The following is a 20,923-nucleotide window of genomic DNA, read 5'->3' on the forward strand; positions in this document are numbered from 1 at the left end:
AGCTCCCTCGATCACGTTCAGCGCCCCTGCCCGGCAGCCGCCGACGCGCCCGTTCGCGCGCCGGACGTGCTGGCGTAAGCCGGCGCGAGCACGGACGACAAATCCCAGCCTTGGGGTTGCAATCCCGACTCCAGCGATCGCAGGGCCAGGCGTTGCATTTCCTCCGGACGGTCCGGACACACCGTGAGCGCGGGCGTCTCGCACGCGAGGAAATCACGCGCGCATTCCTGCAGATTGCGGCTGATGTTGTGGCCGGACATGCGGGTGGTCAAGGCAGCGTCTTGCATCACGGTCACGATGGTAGGCCGCAATTTGCCCAAACTCAACATCTGCTTGAGCGCCTGATAAGCCGACAGCAAGGCCGATTCCTGCACGGAAACCGGCAGCAGCGGCGACAGGCCACTGCCCTGCCAGACCTGAGCCAGGACGGCGGCGGGCGCGTACACCAGGATCAGTTCATATCCGGGGAAAAGAGCCGCCAGTTGCCGGGCGCGGTCTTGCCCCGCGTCGGTCGTCTTCGCGGCGGTTTTCCCCGTCTTCTTGGACGCAGCGGCGGAAGCGTCGAGCATTTGCTCGAACCCCAGGGCCGCTGGCACGATGGGCCAAGTGGTGGCGCTGTTCGAGAGCACGGCGGCGGAGAAATCTTCGTCGCCGCGCAGCAGTTGCGTCAACCCGGGCACTTCGTCCGTCTCGCGCACGTGGGCGTCGAGCACGACCAGCGGATAGTCCAGGTTCGTCCACGCCGCGCACAGCTGCATCAACAAGGGCAATTCGCTGCGCGCGTCCTCGTGGCCCGCCAGGGCCACGATGCGCGGCGAGGATTCCACCGCGAGCCCCGCCAGACCAGCGGCCTGGTTGTCGACTTCAAGCATGGAGGTTTCCTCCGTGCGCGGGACCCGGACGACGCACCGCCGGCGGCACCGGTTGCTGCACCGTGGCCAATCCCTGCACGCTCGAAGCTCGACCTTCCATTTGCGTGAAATACAGATCGAGATCACCAAGCTGGGGATCGTGCGCCGAACGGCCCGTGGAGCGCATCGACAGCTTGACCAGTTGGTCCGCGTCGGCGCGCGCCCAATCCTCGGGCACGCGTTGGCCACAGCTGACGCCACGCAGCACCAAGCGGTGACGGATGGCCGCGTCCAGGGTCGGACCCAGCTTGACGGCTTCGTCCGTCTTGGTCAGCACGGCATGCTGCGCGCCGCTGCTGCGGAACGAGGCCACGGCCTCGTCTTGCGCGTCGCCGTGGTTGGCGGCGTTGAGCACCATGAGGCGCTGCACGCCGGGCAGATCGAGCATGTCCAACACTTCGCGCTTGCGCGGATCGCGCGGCGCGACGCCGGTGGTGTCGATGATGACCATCTTGCGGTTGGACAACAGACCGAGCAGGTCCTGCAACGCGCTCTGGTCGTGCGCCATGTGCGCAACCACGCCCAGCATGCGTCCGTAAGTGCGCAGTTGTTCATGCGCGCCGATGCGATAGCTGTCCAAGGTGATCAGGCCCACGCTGGCGGCGCCGAAATCACGCGCGCATTGCGCGGCGAGCTTGGCGGCGGTGGTGGTCTTGCCCACGCCCGTGGCGCCCACGAGGGCATAGATGCCGCCCGCTTCGTGCAGGGCCGGTTCATTCTTGTCGGTCTTGAGGTTGCGCTCAAGCACGGCCAGCATCCAGCGCATGGCTTCAGCCGGCGTGGTGTCGTTGGGCATCTTCTCGAGCGCGGCGCGCGCGAGGTTGGGCGAGTAACCCGCGCGGATCAGCTTGAGCGTCAGATTGGCACGCACCGGGTTCTGCTTGGCCTGGCCCAGCCAGGCCAGGGTGCTGAAGCGCTCCTCGATGAGGTCCTTCATCGCGTTGAGTTCGTGCATCAGGCCCTCGGGCACCGTGGCCGCGGGCGCGGCTTGCTGCACGGCGACACGGCGCGGCGCTTGCACGGGCTCATCCGGAGGCACCACGGCATAGGTGCGCGGCGCGGCGCCACCGACATTGATCGCGGTTCCACCCTGGGCAGTCTGCGCAGCCTGACGTACTTCGTGCTGGCGCATCTCGTGACGGCGTTGCAGCACGCGCTCGCGCACGTAGTCCTGGAAGGACAGGGTGCTCATCGCCAGTTGGTCGGCGTCTTCCTCGACCGTGCTGCGCGGGGAGGCACGCAGTGCGGCGCGGGCCGCACGTTCCGCGCGCTCGGCCGGCTCGGGCACGTCACCTTCAGGCTCTTCCCGGGTGTTGCGCGCGGTGCGAGCAGCTTCCTTGGCGGCTTTTTCGGCATTGGCCTTGCGGCGCGAGAGGAAGCCAAAGGTGGAGCTTTCAGCGCTGTCTTCGGCGGTCATGGCGTTGTCGGCGGCCTTGTCGAGTGCGGCCAGGGTGGTGGAATTGGTGGCAACCACCTCCACACCGCCCTGCGCCGTGGGCTTGTTCGACAGGATGATGGCTTCCTCGCCAAAAGCCGCGCGTGCCTTGGCCAGCGCCTCGCGGGCGGTCGGGGCATGGAATCGTTGAATGCTCATGATGCGGCGCCTCTCAGGATCGGTCCGATGCGAATGGAATGGGTTTCAGGAATTTCGCTGTGCGACAGCACTTGCATCCGGGGCGCGGCGCGGCGCACCAGACGGGCGATGGAATTGCGAATGGGGTCGGGCACCAGCAGGCACGCTGGAACACCGGTTTCTTCTTGCTTCATCGCCACGTCGGCCGCGTTGCGGGCGAACATGTCGGCCACGCCCGGATCGAGCGCTGGGCCGTTGGCACCGCCCAGCGCCTGCACCAGCAGGCGTTCCAGCGGCGGATCGATGGCGATGACGTTGAGTTCTTTTTGCGGCCCGTAAATCTGTTGAACGATGGCCGGCGAGAGGGCGACCCGCACGCGCCGCGCCAATTCGGCCGGATCGGTCGTGGACGGGGCGTGCTCGGCGATCGTTTCGACGATGGTGCGCATGTCGCGGATGTGCACTGCCTCTTCCAGCAACAGCTGGAGGACTCGCTGGAACGCGGCGATGGACACCATTTTGGGCACGACTTCTTCGATGAGCTTCGGGAATTGCCGCGACACGTGCTCCACCAGATTCTGAGTTTCAGTACGGCTGAGCAGACGCGCGGCGTGAACCTGCATCAAGTGTGATAGATGGGTCGCCATGACGGTCTCGGAATCAACCACGGTAAAGCCGGCCATTTGCGCCGCTTCTTTCTGGCGTTCGTCGATCCATGTCGCGGGTAGGCCGAAGGCCGGATCGGTGGCGGGCGTGCCGATCAGGGGCGTACTGATGCCACCGGGATTGATGGCCAGGTACATGCCGGGGAAGGCCTCGCCTTCGCCGACCACCACGCCGCGCAGGTTGATGCGGTAGCCGCTGGGCTTGAGTTCCAGGTTGTCGCGCACGTGGACCGGTGGCGGCAGGAAGCCAACTTCCTGCGCGAACTTGCGACGCACGCCCTTGATGCGGGTGAGCAAGTCGCCCTGGCGATTCTTGTCCACCAGCGTGATGAGCCGGTAACCCAATTCCAGGCCCAGTTGATCCACCGGTTGCAAATCGTCCCAGCTGGCCTCGCCATCGCCGGGCGCTGCCGCTGCCGCGGCGGCCGCGGCGGCAGCAGTGGCCTCGGCCTGGGCCTTCTGCGGTTGCTTGGCGAGTACCCAGGCGGCATAGCCCAGCAGGCTGGCCACGCCGAGGAAGACCAGGTTGGGCATGCCAGGGATCATGCCCAGCAGGCCCAGCACACCCGCCGTGATGCCGATGGCACGCGGGGACACCAGCATCTGGCTGCCGATCTGCTTGCCCAAATCCTGATCCTTGCCCACGCGAGACACCACCATGGCGGCGGCCACGGAGATCAGCAAGCCCGGAATCTGCGCGACCAGCGCGTCACCAATGGCCAGCAGGATGTAGCTGTTGGCCGCCTGGCTGGCGCTCAAGCCGTGCTGGGCCATGCCGATGGCGAAGCCCCCGATGATGTTGATCAGCAGGATCAAGATGCCCGCCATGGCGTCGCCACGCACGAACTTGGAAGCGCCGTCCATGGAGCCGAAGAAGTCCGCTTCTTCGCTGACTTCCAGGCGGCGACGCTTGGCTTCTTTCTCGTCGATCAGGCCCGCGCCCAAGTCGGCGTCAATCGCCATCTGCTTGCCGGGCATGGCATCCAAGGCGAACCGCGCGGACACTTCGGCGATACGCTCGGCACCCTTGGTCACCACCACGAAGTTGATGACCACCAGGATCGCGAACACGATCAAACCGACCGCGAAGTTGCCGCCGATCAGGAAGTGCCCGAAGGCCTCGATCACCGCGCCAGCGGCGCCGGTGCCGGTATGCCCCTCGAGCAACACCACCCGGGTGGACGCCACGTTCAGCGACAGGCGCAGCAAGGTGGTGAGCAGCAGCACGACGGGGAAAGCCGCGAAATCCAGCGGCTTGGTCATGTAGGCGGCCACCATCATCACCATCAGCGCGATGGCGATGTTGAAGGTGAACAGGATGTCCAGCAACCACGGCGGCAGCGGCAACACCATCATCGCCAGCACGGCGACGACAAAAAGCGGCGCCGCGACGCCCTGAATCATCGCGGCGTGACGCCCAAAACGCTGCTGCAGTTGTTGGATCAGCGGGTTCATGTGGCTCTAACGGAGGAAATGGGTTCGGTACGGGCGACGCCAGCTGTTTCGGCGGCGGCAGCTTTCGCGGCCTTGGCCTTGGCCGCGACGCTGGCGGCGTAGGCGGCTTGGGCCGCACGGGAATCTTGCGGGTCCATGCCAGGCGGCACGACCGGTTGCGGCATGTCCCCTGGCATGGGGCCTCTGCCCTGCAGGGCGGCCTTCAGACGGTAGACATAGGCCAGCACCTGGGCCACGGCCGTGTACAGCGTGGAAGGGATGTCCTGGTCCAGCTCGGCATGCGCATACAAGGCGCGCGCCAGCACGGGGGATTGCAACACGGGCACCTGATGGGCCTTGGCCAGGTCGCGGATCTTCATCGCCAGCAAGTCCGCGCCCTTGGACACCACGCGCGGCGCCGCCATTGACTTTTCCTCGTACTTCACCGCGACGGCGTAGTGAGTGGGGTTCATCAGCACGAAGTCCGCCTGCGGCACCTTGGGCAGGCTTTGGCGCTGGGCCAATTCACGCTGCTTCTGGCGACGACGGCTCTTCATCTGGGGGTTGCCCTCGATGTCCTTGTGCTCGTCCTTCATTTCCTGCAAGGACATCTTGAGCTCGGACTTGTGCAGGAAGATCTGCAGGGGCAGGTCGATCAGGGCCACCAGCAAGACCACGGCCAACAGCAATCCGCACCCCATGACCAGCCAGTTGAGCATGCGCTCGATGCCGGCCGTCGAGGGCTGCAACACCAGTGTCGAGATCGACGGCAGGGTGTAGTAGATGAAAACAGCGGCCAGGGCCAAGACGAAGAAGGCGATGAAAGCGAGCTTGACCACCTCGGCCAGCTTCTTCTTGGTGAACATGCCCTGCAAACCCTTGATCGGGTTGATGCGGCTGAAGTCGGGTGCCAGAGGCGTGGTGGTCCAGACCCACCCCCCGCCCGCGAGCGTGGCCACCACGGCAATCGCCACGATGATGACGGCGATGCCCAGGCTGATGCCCGCGCCGGTCAGCGTCATGGTGTGCAGGTGATCCAGCATGAACTTGGGATCACGGACGTCGGCGGCGCTGAACGACAGATGGCGCGCCAGCGACTCCCGCAAGGCGCTGTAAATCCAAGGCGCGGTGAGGACCAGGGTGACCGCGCCACCCCCCAGCACGGCCAAGTGGCTGAAATCCCGGGAACGAGGGACCTGTCCATCCTCCCGCGCGCGTTGCAGCTTGCGCTGCGACGCGGGTAGATTTCGGTCCTGACTGCTGGATTCCATGGTGGCACGTGCTTAAAAGTCCACGCCATTGTGGGCCGCAGCCCTGCCACCTAAAACAAGAAAAGCCGGGTGTTTCCGGCTTTTTCTCCCCTTGATCCGGTGAATCCCGGACGAGCGCGAGGCCTCGCTCAGAACCCCAAACTGGCCAGCAGATCGTCCACTTGCGATTGATCGGTGACCACTTCGCTGGCCATTTTTTCTGGATCGACCACGGGACCGCCCAGCTTGACGGTCTCGGGCGTCAGAGGCGCCTTGGCGGCGGCCTCTTTTTCGGCCTCCATCTGCTCGGTCTGCTGCTTCAGACGCTCCTGGACATCCGCGGGTGCCGTCTGGATCAGCAAGGCGACCAGCTGATCCTCGATGTTGGAGGCCAGATTGAGGACGCGCGCAATCACCTGCCCCGTGAGGTCATGGAAATCCTGGGCCATCATGATTTCCGTGAGATGCTGGTCCAGATCGGTGTTGGTCTTTTCCAGGTCGGTCAGGAAGTTCATGACGTGGCCCTTGGCCACGGCCGCCACCGGATCGGAAGCCAGCAGGGCGATCATGTGCTTGGTCTGCGCCACCACATGGTCGTTCTGGCTCTTGGCTTGATCCACGCGGTTGAGCACCTTTTCCGCCGCTTCGCCGGTGAGCTTGGCGATGTAGGTGAGGCGCGAACGGGCATCCGGCAATTCGATCGCCGAGCCATGCAGTTTTTCCGCCAACCCCAGCCCCTGCAGGGCGTCGTGCAACTGGCGCGTCAACAACCCCAGCTTGTGATGGACGACCTCCAGGGCCTCGAAGGTCATGTCCCCCGAGTCAGGTGTGGCGGAATGGTTGTTCATGGTTATTGCAACCCTGATTTTTTGAGGATGTGGTGCAGCTTTTCCTCGAGCACGGCCTTTGTGAAAGGCTTGACGATGTAACCCGCCGCACCTTGTTGGGCGGCGAGCACGATGTCTTCCTTGCGGGCCTCGGCGGTCACCATCAGCACCGGGATGTGCTTCAGCTTCTCGTCCCGCTTGATTTCGGCGAGCAATTGGAAGCCGTTCATGTTCGGCATGTTGATGTCGCTGACCACGAAATCAAAAGGAAGGGCGCGCAATTTCTGCAGCGCCACCACACCGTCTTCCGCTTCGTCGGCCTCGGAAAAGCCGCTTTCCTTGAGCAGGTTGCGAACGATACGGCGCATGGTCGAAAAATCGTCAACCACTAGGAATCGCAATGGGTTGTTGGCCATACGTTGAGCCTTTCTATGCCTTTCAGTCTTGCTTTCGGTTCTTATTGCGGCAGATTATCGCCAAGTTCCATGCCCGGCCCAAGCCCACGCATCTCTTCGTACAGCCCGCGGCTTACCGCGAGCCTCCCGGAGCCACCAGCGCAGGGGCGGCGACCAACGCCGGGTCCACCGCCTGTCCCGACGCGGCGCCCCGCTCCCCGGGCTCGACCGCCTCACGGTTGATGCCCAACTGGCGCTCCTCCGCCTCCTTGGTCAAGACCATGATACTGATGCGCCGGTTGGCGGGGGCAGTCGGGTTGTCGGGCACCAGCAGATTACTGGCCGCCAGGCCCGTCACGCGCAACAACTTGTCCTCGGGCATGCCAGCAGCGACCAGTTCGCGCCGAGCCGCGTTGGCCCGATCCGCCGACAGTTCCCAGTTGCTGTAGCTGCGCCCCTGGTTGCCATACTGCGTCACATCGGTGTGGCCGTCCAGACTGATTTTGTTTTCGACGCCATTGAGCGCCGCGCCAATCTCGCGCAGGATGTCACGCATGTAGGGCTGCACGGCGGCATTGCCCGTGGTGAACATGGGGCGCCCCTGCTCATCCACGATCTGAATCTTGAGGCCGTCGGGCGTGCTCTCCAGCTGAATCTGGCGGCTGAACCGACGCAATTGCGCATTATTGGAGATCGCGGCGCTGATCTTGGCGCTGAGCGCAGCCAGCCGCTGCGCGTCACGGCGAGCGGTTTCGGCACGCCGTCGCTTGTCCGCCGCGGAGGCATCCTCAGGATGCTGGCCTGCGGTCAGCGTGAGGTCCGCGCCGCCACCCGGCATGATCGACGAACTGGCGCCTGAGCCATTGCCGCCCACCATGGACACCTTGAGCGGAGCACGGAAATAATCCGCCAGCCCCTTGAGGTCCCCCTTGGAGGTGGAACCCAACAGCCACATCAGCAGGAAAAAGGCCATCATCGCCGTCACGAAGTCGGCATAGGCAATCTTCCAAGCACCGCCATGGACACCATGGCCGCCCTTCTTCACCCGCTTGATGATGATGGGCTGAAGTTTCTTGGCATCCGTGGCCATGATTTCCCCTTAGCCTTTCACCCTGGTCACTGACAGGCCCCGTCCCGCGCTTGCGCCGGTTCGCGGATCACTTCTTGCGGACATGCGCTTCCAGCTCCAGGAAGCCGGGACGCTCGGTTGAGAACAGCACCTTGCGACCGAACTCGATGGCGGTCGCGGGGTTGTAGCCCTGCATGCTGGCCAGCAAGGTGGACTTGATGCACTGCAATTCCTTGGTGCCGTCCGCAGCCTTCTGCTCCAGCAAGGTACCCAGTGGCTCGAAGATGGCGTAGGCCAACATGATGCCCAGGAAGGTTCCGACCAGGGCGGAAGCGATCATGCCCCCCAGGATGGCCGGCGGCTGTCCCACGGAGCCCATGGTGTTCACCACGCCCAGCACGGCGGCCACGATACCGAAGGCGGGCAGGGCGCCCGCGAGCCGAAGAACGGCCATCGCCGGCGCATGCGCCTCCTGGTGATGGGTATCGATCTCGCTGTCCATCAGGGTCTCGATCTCATGGGCGTTCAGGTTGCCCGAGACCATCATGCGCAGGTAATCCGTGGTGAATTCAACGACATGGTGGTCGTTTCCGACGATGGGGTGCGCCTGGAACAGCGGAGACTCATGGGGCTCTTCCACATCCTTTTCAATCGCCATCAGGCCTTCCTTGCGGGCCTTTTGCAGGATGTCGTAGAGCAGCGCCATGAGGTCCATGTAGCGCTCCTTGGTGTACTTGGAACCCTTGAGCACCGTCGGCACCTGGGCCATCGTGGCACGCAGCACCTTGGGCTGGTTGCCCGCCACGAAGGCGCCGAGCGCACCACCGAAAATGGTGGCCATTTCGAAGGGAAGAGCTTCCAGCAGGATGCCGACGTTGCCGCCATGCAGGACGAAGGTCCCGAAGATAGCAAGCATGGCAACGGCGTAACCGATGATGACAATCATGGGTGGGCGGCTAGGGTAGTGAGAAAGGGGGAGAAATATGTAACTCGGGCCATTCTAGGGGATAGCGCCCAAGTCAGCACACGCAAAAGCGTGGAAAACTGCCCCTTGTACCGAGTCTTTTGCAAACTTCTGTTGCAAAACCGGCGAGCCCGGTTTACGGAATCCCCGTCTCGACCGGTGTGGGCGCATGGGGCTTCAATGCGGTGAAACGCTGAGTTTCAGCAACACGTCCGCCCCTGCGCTCCCATCGCTCAATGCAACTGAATGCCCGCCGTGCTGCCCTTGCCGGCGCGCGCTGGAGGTTCGCACAGGCCGCACACATAGTTGCGCGCATTCTCGTGGGCCTCGGAGACGAAATGCCCCCCGCACTTGGAGCAGCGTGTCATGGCCAGCATGTTGTTGTCGATGAATTTCACCAGCCGCCAGGCACGGGTGATGGACAACAGCGGCTCCATCTCCAAGGCCTTCATTTGTTCTTCATACAGGCGATAAGCCTTCATCACCGCATCGATGTCTTCGATGCTGCTGGCCTTGCTCAGGTACTCATAGATATTGAGGAAGAGCGAGGAGTGGATGTTGGGCTGCCAGGTCAGGAACCAATCGGTCGAGAACGGCAACTGTCCCTTGCTGGGCGACTTGCCGGCAACCTCCTTGTAGAGGCGCAGCAGGCGCTCGTAGGACAAATCTGTTTCGCTCTCCAGAACCTGCAAGCGCGCGCCCAGCTTGATCAGGGCGACGGCACGTTCGATCTGGCGCGATTCGTTCAGGACGCTTTTGACGGTGCTCATGAGGTGTTCCCAGCCTGGTTGATGAGAAGACGCTCAGGCGCCAGTGGCTTCCGCGTGCCGGCCCGCCATCAGAATGCTGGCGTGCAGACGCGTCGTGGCCGGGTTGTCCACTTTGCTGGTGTTGTGGTTGGTCAGCAAACTCCACACGACCTCGTCGTCCATGCGGAAGCGGCACAACAGCATGGGGCTCGACGCGATCTTGGAGATCTGGGCGGGCGACATCATGGCGAGCAGGTTGGCCGATTCCTCGGACAGCCCCAGGCGGAATTGGGCGTCCGCCTTGTCACGCCGGATCAGGCTCTGCGCCAACATGAGGTAAGTCAGGTTGGACTCGCGGATTTCGGCGTTCAGTTGTTCTTCAGTCATTTGGGGCTCCTTTACAGCGCATTTCTTGCGTTTGGCGTTGGACCTGATTCTGATCCCCGCGCAGGAAACTTGAATCAGTCACCTTCTGCACTTGCTGCGAGAAAGACCGGCAGCGGCGTGTCAGGCAAAATCCTACAAGTCCGTCAAGCGCATGAAAAAAGGAATTGAGGGCTCGAAGCACCTCAATTCCTCGCTACCCCGGCCTATTGGCTGCAGGGTCTGTGAAATGCGGCCAGCACCGCCCCCTGGGCGGACACGCCCCCGCCGAAGGCTTAACCCCCGAAGCCGCGGTGCGTCGACGTAGCGCGGCCCAGCGGCTCGTAGCTGACGTTTTTCTGCTCAGCCATGCCCGGGATCAGCGTATGCAGGCTGCGCTCGGCCTGGGCCGCCAAGCGCAACAGACTTTCGCGTTGCAAATGGATCAGAGTCACGATGCGCTTCATGCGGGCACGCAGCTCCGTGCCACCATGCACCAGCACTTTGTGCTTTTCAGTGAAGGCGGCGAAGGCCACCGACGCCTCGCGCAGGGACGCGCTGGCGCTCTCGAGCTGCTCCAAACTGGCACCGCCGAGCAGGGCTTGGGAAACAGCTTCGCAGAGCATCTCGATCTCGGCGAGGGGTTTTTCGTAATCCGCGTAGGAAATCATGGAACAGGCTCCTTTTGAATCAAGGATGCCGAACGCGTGACGCAAGGTCAGGCGCACGGCACTACAGGCATTTGCAAAAAAACTCCGGGACCGGGATCACGAAGTCGAAGGCTTGAAGGACTCTTACTCTTTTGGGGGTGTCCACCCGGCTACGGTGGCTGGTTTTTCAACCTCGGCGCGCACCCCCGCGCGCCTGGAAACTCACGTCAGGGAATCAGTGCACGCTGCGGGGCGCGAGGAACTCCTCGGCGCCAGACAACAGCTTGTCAGCGATGGCCTCGGCATTCACCACGTACGTGCCGTTTGCAATCGCATCGCGAACCGCGCGGACCTTGTCCGTGTCGATGTCCGCGGCCTCACCCGTGCCGCGCAGCTGCTCCAGGGCGCGCACGGACGACGACACCGTCACCGACACGCTGCCTTGGGCGGCGGACGTCGCACCCTGGGTAGACACGCTCACCGCTTCCTTCGCCGCCGCTTCTTTCTTGGCGGGCTGGGCCGCCTGGGGCGTCACCTTGAGCAGCGGATCTGCTGCGCCTTGACCGACTTTCATCATTTACTCCAAAAAGCCTTATTTGCCTGTAGTCCTGTTCGGGGCTGGGAAGTAGCCATTCCGTCCCGTGCCAATCTTATCGGCGTGGACCGGCGCAACTTTAGCCCCTTCATGCAAGCAACAAGGCGGTTTTCCGCTCGCTTTTCCGATGCGCTGAGCGCATTTCTCGTTTTTCCCGTGGCCACCAAGGCCCTGACACAATTTTTATGCACCTATTTGGTGCTACCCTGAGGGCCTTCAATTCTTCAGATTTCGACCCGAACCGTGCGCGCATCCACGACCGTGGCATTCATGACTCGCCCGTTTTCCATTCGCACCTGGGCCAGCTGGCCGACAACGCCCACCGACAAGGCACGCCCCGGGGCACTGATCTGAAACCCGCTGCCCTGGACCAGCACACGCACCTGCGCGCCGCTGGTGAAGACTTTGGCGGCCCGGAACATGTTCTGACGCAGGGTCTGGCCTGCACGCAAGCCGCGCGAAGTGACCTGACCCTCCCAGGCATCGGTGGCCAGCACCGGACTGTTGTCTTCCGCCAAATCCACTTCACGCCGCTCAAGGTCCTGATCCGTCACGGCCTGCCCTGCGGGAACATTCGCGCGCAGCACCCAGGCCGAACCCATGACCTGCACCTGAACCGGCAAGGTCACGCTCCAACGCGTGGCGCCTTGGACGCAGCGCATGCCCAGATTGCTATTGCCCCACAGACGTGTCGGGGTGTAGACCTCCACTTCAGCGCAAGGGGCGAGACGCAAGCGTCCGTCCAGGCGGCCAAGTTGGGCCTGCAGGCGGACGCGCGGACCGCGCTCGGATTCGCGCGCCGACAACACCGGCAGATTGCGTTCCAGCCAGTGCTGGGCCACGTACGGCAAATCCGCCTCGCTGTTGACGCGGTACGTCGGATTCACAACCGTTTGCTGAGAAGCGTGCACCGGGACGGACCAACCCATCACCAGCATGGCCAAGCCCAGCGACAGCCAGGACAGCCATGCCGCCGCGGCGGGGCCGCGGCGCACGAGCACGCGGGTCAGTCCGCCTGCCTTGGAGGCGAACTCCACAGCCTGCGAGGTCCAGCGCCGCAAGGCCTCAAACGCATACCTGGGTGAATTCATGATGGGCACTTCATATCGTCCTGAATGCGGATGACTATAGGGATGGCAGCCCAAGACAAAGCCGCCAAATAAGCCGCTTTCACCCGCTTATTCCCATCAAACGCACCATCAAGTTTCCCCACAATTTGTCGCACCCGGTGGTTCAGGCACTCGCAATGGCGACCTGACACCGCTCATGCAAGGCTGAACTGAATGAAAGGGCGCACGCCATGCTCGACAAATTGACCGGCACGCTGGACTTCCATGGGAAGGCCCTGGTGCTGCGCTCCGAACGTCAGCGCACCATCGCCAGCAACATCGCCAATGGCGACACCCCCGGCTACCAGGCGCGTGACTTCGACTTCAAGTCCGCCATGCAGGAGGCTCTGGGGCAGACGGATGCCAAGCTGACGCAACCCTCGACGCTCAACATCTCGGGCACCGCGGCCGGTACCTATGCCCCTGGCAACACCCCGGCCGTCGCGGGTGCCACCGATCCCCGTCACATTCCGCTGCCCCGGAGCACCGGACAAGGCGGCCTGGGCGACGACGGCATGGGCTACCGCGACCAGATTCAACCCGCCATGGACAACAACACCGTTGACATGGACCGCGAACGCAGCAATTTCGTGGACAACTCCATCCGCTACGAATCCACCCTGCGCTTCATCAATGGTTATTCCAAGACCATCCTGAGCGCCATCCAGGGTCAGTAACGGACTCCGCACCCACTCACCTGAACGACTAGGAAGATCGCCATGTCCATGTTTTCCATCTTCGGCGTGTCCGGCAGCGCCATCAGCGCCCAGGCCCAACGCCTCAACGTGGTCGCCTCCAACCTCGCCAACGCGGATGCCGTCGCCGGTCCGGATGGCCAGTTCTACAAGGCACGGCAGGTCGTCTTCGAGACCCTGCCCTTTGACGAAGCCACGCCCGGCGCGGCCGGCGTGAAGATCAACGCGGTGACGGAGAGTCAAGCGCCCGCGCGCCGGACCTACGAGCCCACGCACCCCTCCGCTGACGCGGACGGTTATGTGAACCAGTCCAACGTCAACCCGGTGGAGGAGATGGTCAACATGATCTCGGCCTCGCGCTCGTACCAGAACAACGTCGAGGTGATGAACACCGCCAAGACACTGCTGCTCAAGACGCTGCAAATGGGCCAGTGAGCCGCCCCCCCTGGACCTGACACCCCCGCGAAGGAACACCCATGGCTTCCGTAGACAGCACCAACTACATCAATAGCTTGGTCAACAAGGGCACCACCACCACGACCAGCTCCAGCACGGACTCGGCGGAGATGCAGGACCGTTTCCTGAAACTGTTGGTCGCCCAGATCAGCAACCAGGATCCGCTCAATCCGATGGACAACGCCCAGATGACCAGTCAGATGGCGCAGATCAACACCGTCACCGGCATCGAGAACCTGAATCAAACGGTGAAAAACCTGGGCAACCAGTTCACGTCCATGCAGGTGCTGCAGGGCACGGCGCTCGTGGGCCGAGAGGTGATGGTCGCCGACACCACGCTCTCGATCAACGAAGGGACGCGTCCAAGCACCGCGGAAGACGCGGAAGAAGGCGATACCGAGACGATCCGCTACGCCAACGGCGCCATCGACCTCGGCGGCACGGCCGACAAAGTCACGGTCGAGATCCTGAGTCCCTCCGGCGAAGTGATTGACACCATCGACGCGGGTGCGCTGCCTGAGGGGCGGCATTACTTCACCTGGGACGCGACCGACTACACCGGCTCTGGTGCACCCAGCTTCCGTGTCGTGGCCACGAACGGCAGCGCCACGGTCGAGGCCACGGGTTATGCGCGCCACTACGTGCAGTCGGTCGGCATGTCCAACGGGATGATGAAGATCGACCTCATCGGAGCAGCGAGCGTCAACTACAGCGACGTCCTGGCGATTCTCTAACAGTCTTCCACGCGCAACGTCTGGACGTCACCCGAGAAACCCACGGCACGAACCCCTGAACTGCGCGCCAGCTATTCCTCCCCTCACCCCCTTTTTCACCCCCACGAAGGAAACACACCATGGGCTTCCAACAAGGTCTCTCCGGCCTGAACGCATCCAGCCGCAGCTTGGACGTGATCGGCAACAACATCGCCAACGCCAACACCACCGGCTTCAAGTCGGGTCGCGCGGAGTTTGGTGATGTGTTCGCGTCCTCCATCGGCGCCTCGGGCGCGGGCACCATCGGCATCGGCGTGGAGGTTTCCACCGTCAGCCAGCAGTTCACGCAAGGCAACATCGCCATCACGAACAACGACCTGGACGTGGCCATCAATGGCAGCGGCTTCTTCGCGCTGCAGTTGCAAGACGGTTCCAGGGCCTATTCGCGTGCCGGTGAATTCAAGCTGGATCCGCTGGGCTACGTCGTCACCAACACCGGCGCCCAAGTCATGGGTTTCCCCACGGACCCGGCAGGCAATCGCACCAGCGTCACGCTGCAACCCATGCGCATGCCCACGAGCCAAGGTATCGCCGCCAACCAGACCACGGCGATCACGGCTTCGAAGTTCACCCTGGATTCAGCCGCCACGGTCTGGAACCAGTCCACTCCCAGCACCTCGCTGGCGCGCTTTGGCACGGCCATCACCAACTATGACTCGCAGGGCAATGAAGTCCCGGTGGAACTCTATTTCCGCAAGGTCGCACCCAACGTCTGGCAGGTCTACACCGACTCGGACAACGGCGACGCTGGCGCGAACCAAAGTCAGCTGGGTCTGTTGGAATTCAACACCGATGGCTCGCTGCGCGCCAGCTACACCACGAGCACGGCATCGGGCGCTCTGCCCGCGACAGGCCCTCAAGCCGACATCACTGTCAACAACTGGAACAAGTTGAACGATGGCACGGGTAACACGTCCACGGCCATCACCATCAACGCCGTCACTTATCCCGCAGGCACGGCCATCGCAACGCTGCCCACCACGTTCGCGGCCCTCGATCTGACCAACGCCAACAACAACACCGCCTTGGCCTTTGCAGACTACTCGGTTGACGTCGGCACCATTGATCCCGATGGCGCGGTCGGTGGTACGACCACCAGCTCGACCAACGCCTCGATGATCATCAATGTCACGCTGCCACCCTCACCCAATGTCACCACCATTGGTCTGAACGGCACGGGCAATATCTCGATCGATCTGTCCGGCATCGTCCAACACAACACGCGCTTTACGGCCGGTGACCTGTCGCAGGACGGCTACCCGCCTGGCGACATGGTGGGCCTGAAGATCGAAGACAACGGCATCATCACCGCCCGCTTCTCGAACGGCGAAACCCAGGCCTTCGGCCAGTTGGCGCTGGCCAACTTCCGCAACGTGCAAGGCTTGTCACCCACCGGCAACGGCGAATGGATCGAGACCCAAGCCAGCGGCCAGCCCATCTTCGGCGGCCCCACCGAGGGCAACCTGGGTGAGCTGCGTTCCGGTGCGCTAGAAGAGTCCAGCGTGGACCTCACCAAGGAGTTGGTCAACATGATGACGGCGCAACGCACCTACCAGGCCAACGCGCAGACCATCAAGACACAGGATCAGGTCATGCAGACCCTGGTCAATATGCGGTAAGGAATCCCGCGGTTTTTCCGCGTGGTTTCTTTCCAATTCCGTGCGCCGCCGGGTGATGGCGTCACCTGGCAGCGCGCGGCCCATACTAAGAAAAAGCAGATCTCCTTTCCCCACCGCTGGCCCTGCCAGCGGTTTTTTTTTGCTCCGTCGGGCGCAAACGCAACAGGCTCGATGCCTGGGTCCGCTTAATTCAAGACCCCCACCCTGGCAAGCCCCAAAGCGCCCAATTACCGCGCCTTTTACCCTCTTATTCCCTCGCCCCGGACCTCAAGTTTTTCCACAATCCCCTGCACGAGGCGAAAAGGATGGCCTTTGGATTCCTTTGATCTGGCTTCCTTGCCCCGCCCCTATTTGAAAGGCTCGAACTTATGGACCGCATCATTTACACCGCCATGACCGGGGCCAATGCCGCGCAGCATCGGCAATCGGTGCTGTCCAACAACTTGGCCAATGTCTCGACCAACGGCTTCCGAGCGGAGCTGTCCACCTACCGCGCGGTGCCCCTGCGCGGCGAGGGCGCGACCACCCGCGTGTTCGCCTTGGAGGCGACGGCTGGCCAGCGCGATGCGCCGGGGCCGTCGATGCGCACGGGCCGCGATCTGGACGCGATGCCGCAGCAAAGCAGCTGGTTCGCGGTGCAGGGGCTCGATGGCGGCGAGGCCTACACCCGCAACGGCAGCTTCGAAGTCTCCCCCCAAGGTGTTCTGCAGACCAGCAACGGCTTGCCGCTGCTGTCCGACGGCGGCAGCCCGATCACCGTGCCCGAGAACGCGGTCGTCAGCCTGGGCTCCGACGGCACGATCAGCGCGCAGAGCGCGGGCCAACCCCCCACCACGCTGGGCCGCATCAAGTTGGCCACGCCGACCGAGCAAGACCGACTCAAGCGCGGTGACGATGGCCTGTTTCGTCCGGTTTCCGGCGGGCAGCTGCCGAGCGACACCAACGCCCGCATGGACGTGGGCGTGCTGGAAGGTTCGAACGTGAATGCCGTGGAAACCATGGTGGGAATGATCCAGACCGCGCGCCAGTTCGAGCAGCAGATGCGCATGCTGCAGACCGCTGAATCCGATGACCGCAGCGCCGCCAAGCTGCTGAGCCTGGAAGGCTGACGCGGACCCTTGCTCCGTGGCACCAAGACGCTCACCCCTCAACCGAATCTAGAAGGAAGACGCCATGTTCAACTCCCTGTGGATCGCCAAGACCGGCATGGAAGCCCAGCAACGTCAGCTGGACACCATCTCCAACAACCTGGCCAACTCGTCCACCAATGGCTTCAAGCGCTCGAGCGTCGTGTTCGAGGATCTGATGTACCAGAACCTGCGCACCGCGGGCTCCCCCAGCAGCGAACAGACCAACCTCCCCACGGGCTTGCAAGTCGGTCTGGGCGCGCGCGCGGTCGCCACCAGCCGCAACTACACCCAGGGCAACCTCGTTCAAGGCCGTCCGCTGGACGTGGCCATCAATGGCAACGGCTTCTTCCAGGTGTCCATGCCCGACGGCACCACCCAATACACGCGGGACGGCGCGCTGGAGATCAGCGCCACGGGCGCTCTGGTCACCTCGAACGGCCTGCCGCTGGCCGACGGCATCGTGATCCCCCCGAACGCGAGCGATTTGTCCATTGCCGACGATGGCACGGTCACGGCCAAGCTGCCCGGGCAAACGGTGGCGCAAACCATCGGCAACATCACCCTGGCCACCTTCATCAACCCGGCCGGCCTGGAAGCCAAGGGACAGAACCTGTTCGCCGAGACCGCCGCCAGCGGCACGCCCAACACGGGCGCGCCCAGTGCCAACGGCATCGGCAAGCTGATGCAGGGCTACCTGGAGTCCTCCAACGTCAATGTGGTGCAGGAACTGGTGACCATGATCCAGACCCAACGCGCCTATGAAATGAACTCCAAGGCCATCCAGACCTCGGACCAAATGCTGCAAAAGCTGGGACAGCTGTGATGAAACAACTCATTTCCACTCTGACGCCGCATGTGGCGCGTCTTGGCGCGTTGTCTTTCGCGCTCGGCGCGGTCCTCCTCGCGGGCTGCACGGTCACGGCGCCGCAACCCGCCAAAGTGGATTTCGCGACCCCGACCATGGCGGCCTATCCGTCTCAGACCATCCCCGCCGGTCCGGCCAGCGGGAGCTTGTTCCAATCGGCCACCTACCGGGTGGGTTTCGAGGACCGCCGCGCCCGCCAAGTGGGCGACACGGTGACGATCCGCATCGTCGAGAACGTCTCGGCGAGCCAGCAATCCAGTTCGACGGCCAACCGCAGCGGCAGCATCAGCGGTGGCATCACGGCCGTTCCGGGCCTGTCGGGCGGCACGCTGGGCAAGTTCGACATCGGCGCGGAAAACAAGTCTGATTTCTCGGGCAAGGGCGGCACCTCGGCCACCAACACGTTCTCGGGCTCGATCACCACCATCGTCTCCGAAGTCCTGCCCAACGGCCACCTGGTCGTGGTCGGCGAAAAGCAGATCGGTCTGAACCAGAACGTGGACGTGCTGCGCTTCACGGGCACCGTCGATCCGCTGGCGATCCAGCCTGGCAGCGTCGTGCTTTCCACCAATGTGGCGAACGTTCGTGTCGAGTCCAGGGGCCGCGGTCCGCAATACGAAGCGCAGACCGTCGGTTGGCTGACGCGCTTCTTCCATACCTTGTCGCCGTTCTGATCCCGTCGAGAACCTCGAGGCCCGCGCCATGAACACACTGTCCCGTCTCCTCCGCCCAGCCGCGCTGCTGCTCGGCGCCGCCGCGCTTGTCGGCCTGTACTCCACCGCCCATGCGGCTCGCATCAAGGAAGTCGCCTCCATCGAAGGCGTGCGCAGCAACCAGCTCACGGGCTACGGCCTGGTGATCGGTTTGGACGGCACGGGCGACCAGACGACGCAGATGCCCTACACCTCGCAGACGCTGGCGAACTACCTCCAGCAACTGGGCATCACACTGGACCCCACCCTGGCGTCTCGCCTGCAACTCAAGAACGTCGCCGCCGTGCTGGTCACGGCCGAGCTCCCGGCCTTTGCACGCCCCGGCCAGCGCATCGACATCACCGTGTCGTCATTGGGCAACGCCAAGTCGCTCAAGGGCGGAACGCTGGTGGCGACACCGCTGCGCGGCGCGGATGGCCAAATCTACGCCCTGGGCCAAGGCAGCCTGGTGGTGGCTGGGGCGGGCGCCTCCGCCGCTGGCAGCAGCGTGCAGATCAACCACCTCAGCGCCGGCCGCGTGCCGGGTGGCGCGCTGGTGGAACGCTCGGTGCCCACGCCCCTGATGGAAGGCGGCAGCGTGCGCCTGTCGCTGAATTCGGACGATTTCCTGACCGCCTCGCGCGTGGCCGAAGCCATCAACCAACGTTTTGGCACCGGCGTGGCCAACGCCATGGACGGCCGCTCCATCGACGTTCGCGCTCCGACTGCACCCAACGATCGCATCGCCTTCCTGGCTCAGATGGAAGAGCTGAATGTGCAGGACACGACGCCCGCCGCCAAGGTCATCATCAACTCCCGCACGGGCTCCATCGTGCTGAATCAGGCCGTGACGCTGGGGCCTTGCGCCATTGCGCATGGCAACTTGTCGGTCAGCATCAACAGCACACCCGTGATCAGCCAACCCGCGCCCTTGTCACAAGGCCAGACCGTGGTGACCGAGCAGGCCAGCATCCAGGTCACGCAGGAGCCCGGCAACCTGATCAACGTGCCGGGGTCGCCGACCTTGCAGGAAGTGGTGCGCGCGCTCAACGCCCTGGGCGCGACCCCGCAAGACCTGCTGGCGATTTTGCAAGCCATCAAGGCGGCGGGCGCTCTGAACGCCGAGCTTGAGGTGATCTGAAAGGCCTTCGACCATGAGTGCCGACCTGGTTTCCAATTCGCAAGCGCTGGCCGTTGACGGCTCCAGCCTGGACCGCCTGAAATACCAGGCCGGCCAGGCGAACACGCCGCAAACCATCCGCGAGGCCGCCAAGCAGTTCGAGGCTCTCTTCATGCGCGAGCTGATGAAGAGCATGCGCGAGACCACCATGAGCAGCGGCATGCTCGACAGCCCCATGGGAGACATGGGCACGAACATGCTGGACGAGCAGTACGCGCTGCAGATGAGTGGCATGCCGGGTGGCCTGAGCGAGCTGATCGCCAAGCAACTCATGCGTCAGATGAACGTGAATGACACCGGTGCGACCGCTTCCATGGATGCCCCGCCTGGGGCGGCAAGCTTGAACGCGGCCAAGGCCGCGCAAGCGGCGGCGCTCGCGGCCCCGTCCACGGCGTCGGCCGCGCCGATCGAGGCGGCGCAGGCCGAGCCGCTGATTCCCGCCGCCCGCATCCCAGAGGCCGCGCGCGATTTCGTGATGCAGCACGCCGACATGGCCAAGCAGGTTGAACGCAGCAGCGGCCTGCCCGCCAGCTACCTGCTCGGTCAGGCCGGTCACGAAACCGGCTGGGGCCGCCGTGAAATCCGCATGGCCGACGGCAGCAACTCGCACAACCTGTTCGGCATCAAGGCCGGTGCGGGTTGGACCGGCAAGGTCGCCGAGGTCACCACGACGGAATACGTCGATGGCTCGCCACGCAAGGTGACGGCGAAATTCCGCGCCTACGATTCCTACGCGGAGTCCTACCGCGACTTCGCGCGCCTGATTGGCAACAGCCCGCGTTACGCCGACGCGCGCGACCAAGCCCTGCAAGCCGACACGCCAGACGGTGTCGAGTCCGTCCAGAATTGGACACAAGGCCTGCAAGACGCCGGTTACGCGACCGACCCGCAATACGCTGAAAAACTCAGCCGCGCCATCAACACCACCCTGCTCCTGCAGCGCCGCATGTGATTCACGC

The 20,923-nt window shown here is 63.7% G+C and carries 23 protein-coding genes; 10 read left to right on the forward strand and 13 right to left on the reverse strand.

What is annotated here, in order from left to right; genetic code table 11:
* Window positions 1-17: 17 nt before the first annotated feature.
* From HGR_RS17905 to flgM, 12 genes are all read right to left on the reverse strand, one after another.
* Window positions 18-872: a hypothetical protein gene (locus tag HGR_RS17905; RefSeq protein WP_006299477.1), complete on the reverse strand. Its 855-nt coding sequence runs from the start codon at window positions 870-872 to the stop codon at window positions 18-20.
* Window positions 865-2,505 (reverse strand): flagellar biosynthesis protein FlhF, encoded by a 1,641-nt coding sequence (gene flhF, locus HGR_RS16260; RefSeq protein WP_006299478.1) that lies wholly within the window; start codon window positions 2,503-2,505, stop codon window positions 865-867. Before flhF ends, HGR_RS17905 begins: the two co-directional genes overlap by 8 nt.
* Complete coding sequence (flhA, locus tag HGR_RS16265; RefSeq protein WP_006299479.1) at window positions 2,502-4,604, reverse strand: flagellar biosynthesis protein FlhA; 2,103 nt, start codon at window positions 4,602-4,604, stop codon at window positions 2,502-2,504. Before flhA ends, flhF begins: the two co-directional genes overlap by 4 nt.
* The gene (locus tag HGR_RS16270) at window positions 4,601-5,854 is read right to left on the reverse strand and encodes an EscU/YscU/HrcU family type III secretion system export apparatus switch protein (RefSeq protein ID WP_006299480.1); all 1,254 of its coding nucleotides are present in this window, start codon (window positions 5,852-5,854) and stop codon (window positions 4,601-4,603) included. Before HGR_RS16270 ends, flhA begins: the two co-directional genes overlap by 4 nt.
* Window positions 5,855-5,982: 128 nt before the next feature.
* Window positions 5,983-6,681, reverse strand: coding sequence for a protein phosphatase CheZ (locus HGR_RS16275; RefSeq protein ID WP_006299481.1), 699 nt, complete (start codon window positions 6,679-6,681; stop codon window positions 5,983-5,985).
* Between the two features lie 2 nt (window positions 6,682-6,683).
* Window positions 6,684-7,076, reverse strand: coding sequence for a chemotaxis response regulator CheY (cheY, locus tag HGR_RS16280; RefSeq protein ID WP_006299482.1), 393 nt, complete (start codon window positions 7,074-7,076; stop codon window positions 6,684-6,686).
* A gap of 112 nt (window positions 7,077-7,188) precedes the next feature.
* A complete protein-coding gene (motB, locus tag HGR_RS16285) occupies window positions 7,189-8,145 on the reverse strand; it encodes a flagellar motor protein MotB (RefSeq protein WP_006299483.1) in 957 nt (318 codons plus the stop codon).
* A 67-nt stretch (window positions 8,146-8,212) separates the two neighbouring features.
* Window positions 8,213-9,070, reverse strand: a complete 858-nt coding sequence (motA, locus tag HGR_RS16290) for a flagellar motor stator protein MotA (protein ID WP_006299484.1) — start codon at window positions 9,068-9,070, stop codon at window positions 8,213-8,215.
* A 251-nt stretch (window positions 9,071-9,321) separates the two neighbouring features.
* Complete coding sequence (flhC, locus tag HGR_RS16295) at window positions 9,322-9,858, reverse strand: flagellar transcriptional regulator FlhC (protein WP_006299485.1); 537 nt, start codon at window positions 9,856-9,858, stop codon at window positions 9,322-9,324.
* Window positions 9,859-9,891: 33 nt separating this feature from the next.
* Entirely contained in the window at window positions 9,892-10,224 is a 333-nt protein-coding gene (gene flhD / locus HGR_RS16300; protein WP_006299486.1) for a flagellar transcriptional regulator FlhD, read from the reverse strand.
* 272 nt (window positions 10,225-10,496) lie between these two features.
* Window positions 10,497-10,871, reverse strand: a complete 375-nt coding sequence (locus HGR_RS16305; RefSeq protein WP_006299487.1) for a hypothetical protein — start codon at window positions 10,869-10,871, stop codon at window positions 10,497-10,499.
* Between the two features lie 214 nt (window positions 10,872-11,085).
* The gene (flgM, locus tag HGR_RS16310) at window positions 11,086-11,424 is read right to left on the reverse strand and encodes a flagellar biosynthesis anti-sigma factor FlgM (protein WP_006299490.1); all 339 of its coding nucleotides are present in this window, start codon (window positions 11,422-11,424) and stop codon (window positions 11,086-11,088) included.
* Here flgM and HGR_RS17910 point away from each other — a divergent pair.
* On the forward strand, window positions 11,410-11,655 hold the full coding sequence (locus HGR_RS17910; protein ID WP_237701430.1) for a hypothetical protein: 246 nt from the start codon (window positions 11,410-11,412) through the stop codon (window positions 11,653-11,655). The two genes, flgM and HGR_RS17910, sit on opposite strands and share 15 nt — an antisense overlap.
* 14 nt (window positions 11,656-11,669) lie before the next feature.
* Here the strand turns inward: HGR_RS17910 and flgA are convergent, their stop codons facing one another.
* Window positions 11,670-12,536, reverse strand: a complete 867-nt coding sequence (flgA, locus tag HGR_RS16315) for a flagellar basal body P-ring formation chaperone FlgA (protein WP_006299491.1) — start codon at window positions 12,534-12,536, stop codon at window positions 11,670-11,672.
* 209 nt (window positions 12,537-12,745) lie between these two features.
* Here flgA and HGR_RS16320 point away from each other — a divergent pair, with 209 nt between their 5' ends.
* The 9 genes from HGR_RS16320 (at window position 12,746) to flgJ (ending at window position 20,916) form a co-directional block, all read left to right on the forward strand.
* Window positions 12,746-13,231, forward strand: a complete 486-nt coding sequence (locus HGR_RS16320) for a flagellar basal body rod protein FlgB (protein ID WP_006299492.1) — start codon at window positions 12,746-12,748, stop codon at window positions 13,229-13,231.
* Window positions 13,232-13,273: 42 nt separating this feature from the next.
* Window positions 13,274-13,684: a flagellar basal body rod protein FlgC gene (gene flgC, locus HGR_RS16325; RefSeq protein ID WP_006299493.1), complete on the forward strand. Its 411-nt coding sequence runs from the start codon at window positions 13,274-13,276 to the stop codon at window positions 13,682-13,684.
* 41 nt (window positions 13,685-13,725) lie between these two features.
* Complete coding sequence (locus tag HGR_RS16330) at window positions 13,726-14,439, forward strand: flagellar hook assembly protein FlgD (protein WP_006299494.1); 714 nt, start codon at window positions 13,726-13,728, stop codon at window positions 14,437-14,439.
* A 119-nt stretch (window positions 14,440-14,558) separates the two neighbouring features.
* Window positions 14,559-16,097 carry a flagellar hook protein FlgE gene (locus HGR_RS16335; RefSeq protein WP_006299495.1) on the forward strand — a complete coding sequence of 513 codons (1,539 nt, stop codon included), beginning with the start codon at window positions 14,559-14,561 and terminating at the stop codon, window positions 16,095-16,097.
* Window positions 16,098-16,465: 368 nt separating this feature from the next.
* Window positions 16,466-17,206: a flagellar basal body rod protein FlgF gene (locus HGR_RS16340; RefSeq protein WP_006299496.1), complete on the forward strand. Its 741-nt coding sequence runs from the start codon at window positions 16,466-16,468 to the stop codon at window positions 17,204-17,206.
* Window positions 17,207-17,270: 64 nt separating this feature from the next.
* The gene (gene flgG, locus HGR_RS16345; protein WP_006299497.1) at window positions 17,271-18,050 is read left to right on the forward strand and encodes a flagellar basal-body rod protein FlgG; all 780 of its coding nucleotides are present in this window, start codon (window positions 17,271-17,273) and stop codon (window positions 18,048-18,050) included.
* Complete coding sequence (locus HGR_RS16350) at window positions 18,050-18,766, forward strand: flagellar basal body L-ring protein FlgH (protein WP_006299498.1); 717 nt, start codon at window positions 18,050-18,052, stop codon at window positions 18,764-18,766. The genes flgG and HGR_RS16350 overlap by 1 nt, the downstream gene beginning before the upstream one ends.
* Window positions 18,767-18,794: 28 nt before the next feature.
* Window positions 18,795-19,925 carry a flagellar basal body P-ring protein FlgI gene (locus HGR_RS16355; protein ID WP_006299499.1) on the forward strand — a complete coding sequence of 377 codons (1,131 nt, stop codon included), beginning with the start codon at window positions 18,795-18,797 and terminating at the stop codon, window positions 19,923-19,925.
* A gap of 13 nt (window positions 19,926-19,938) precedes the next feature.
* Window positions 19,939-20,916, forward strand: coding sequence for a flagellar assembly peptidoglycan hydrolase FlgJ (gene flgJ, locus HGR_RS16360; RefSeq protein ID WP_006299501.1), 978 nt, complete (start codon window positions 19,939-19,941; stop codon window positions 20,914-20,916).
* Window positions 20,917-20,923 lie beyond the last annotated feature (7 nt).

Origin of the sequence: Hylemonella gracilis ATCC 19624 (genome assembly GCF_000211835.1) — a bacterium.
Taxonomy (GTDB): Bacteria; Pseudomonadota; Gammaproteobacteria; order Burkholderiales; family Burkholderiaceae_C; genus Hylemonella; species Hylemonella gracilis.

Coding starts and splice junctions, on each gene's coding strand:
- flhC (WP_006299485.1), bottom strand. CDS start 9,858: ATGAGCACCGTCAAAAGCGTCCTGAACGAATCGCGCCAGATCGAACGT.
- flgG (WP_006299497.1), top strand. CDS start 17,271: ATGTTCAACTCCCTGTGGATCGCCAAGACCGGCATGGAAGCCCAGCAA.
- HGR_RS16355 (WP_006299499.1), top strand. CDS start 18,795: ATGAACACACTGTCCCGTCTCCTCCGCCCAGCCGCGCTGCTGCTCGGC.
- HGR_RS16275 (WP_006299481.1), bottom strand. CDS start 6,681: ATGAACAACCATTCCGCCACACCTGACTCGGGGGACATGACCTTCGAG.
- HGR_RS16330 (WP_006299494.1), top strand. CDS start 13,726: ATGGCTTCCGTAGACAGCACCAACTACATCAATAGCTTGGTCAACAAG.
- flhD (WP_006299486.1), bottom strand. CDS start 10,224: ATGACTGAAGAACAACTGAACGCCGAAATCCGCGAGTCCAACCTGACT.
- HGR_RS16270 (WP_006299480.1), bottom strand. CDS start 5,854: ATGGAATCCAGCAGTCAGGACCGAAATCTACCCGCGTCGCAGCGCAAG.
- HGR_RS16320 (WP_006299492.1), top strand. CDS start 12,746: ATGCTCGACAAATTGACCGGCACGCTGGACTTCCATGGGAAGGCCCTG.
- flgC (WP_006299493.1), top strand. CDS start 13,274: ATGTCCATGTTTTCCATCTTCGGCGTGTCCGGCAGCGCCATCAGCGCC.
- cheY (WP_006299482.1), bottom strand. CDS start 7,076: ATGGCCAACAACCCATTGCGATTCCTAGTGGTTGACGATTTTTCGACC.
- flgM (WP_006299490.1), bottom strand. CDS start 11,424: ATGAAAGTCGGTCAAGGCGCAGCAGATCCGCTGCTCAAGGTGACGCCC.
- flhF (WP_006299478.1), bottom strand. CDS start 2,505: ATGAGCATTCAACGATTCCATGCCCCGACCGCCCGCGAGGCGCTGGCC.
- flgJ (WP_006299501.1), top strand. CDS start 19,939: ATGAGTGCCGACCTGGTTTCCAATTCGCAAGCGCTGGCCGTTGACGGC.
- HGR_RS16335 (WP_006299495.1), top strand. CDS start 14,559: ATGGGCTTCCAACAAGGTCTCTCCGGCCTGAACGCATCCAGCCGCAGC.
- HGR_RS17905 (WP_006299477.1), bottom strand. CDS start 872: ATGCTTGAAGTCGACAACCAGGCCGCTGGTCTGGCGGGGCTCGCGGTG.
- flhA (WP_006299479.1), bottom strand. CDS start 4,604: ATGAACCCGCTGATCCAACAACTGCAGCAGCGTTTTGGGCGTCACGCC.
- HGR_RS16350 (WP_006299498.1), top strand. CDS start 18,050: ATGAAACAACTCATTTCCACTCTGACGCCGCATGTGGCGCGTCTTGGC.
- HGR_RS16305 (WP_006299487.1), bottom strand. CDS start 10,871: ATGATTTCCTACGCGGATTACGAAAAACCCCTCGCCGAGATCGAGATG.
- flgA (WP_006299491.1), bottom strand. CDS start 12,536: ATGAATTCACCCAGGTATGCGTTTGAGGCCTTGCGGCGCTGGACCTCG.
- HGR_RS16340 (WP_006299496.1), top strand. CDS start 16,466: ATGGACCGCATCATTTACACCGCCATGACCGGGGCCAATGCCGCGCAG.
- motA (WP_006299484.1), bottom strand. CDS start 9,070: ATGATTGTCATCATCGGTTACGCCGTTGCCATGCTTGCTATCTTCGGG.
- motB (WP_006299483.1), bottom strand. CDS start 8,145: ATGGCCACGGATGCCAAGAAACTTCAGCCCATCATCATCAAGCGGGTG.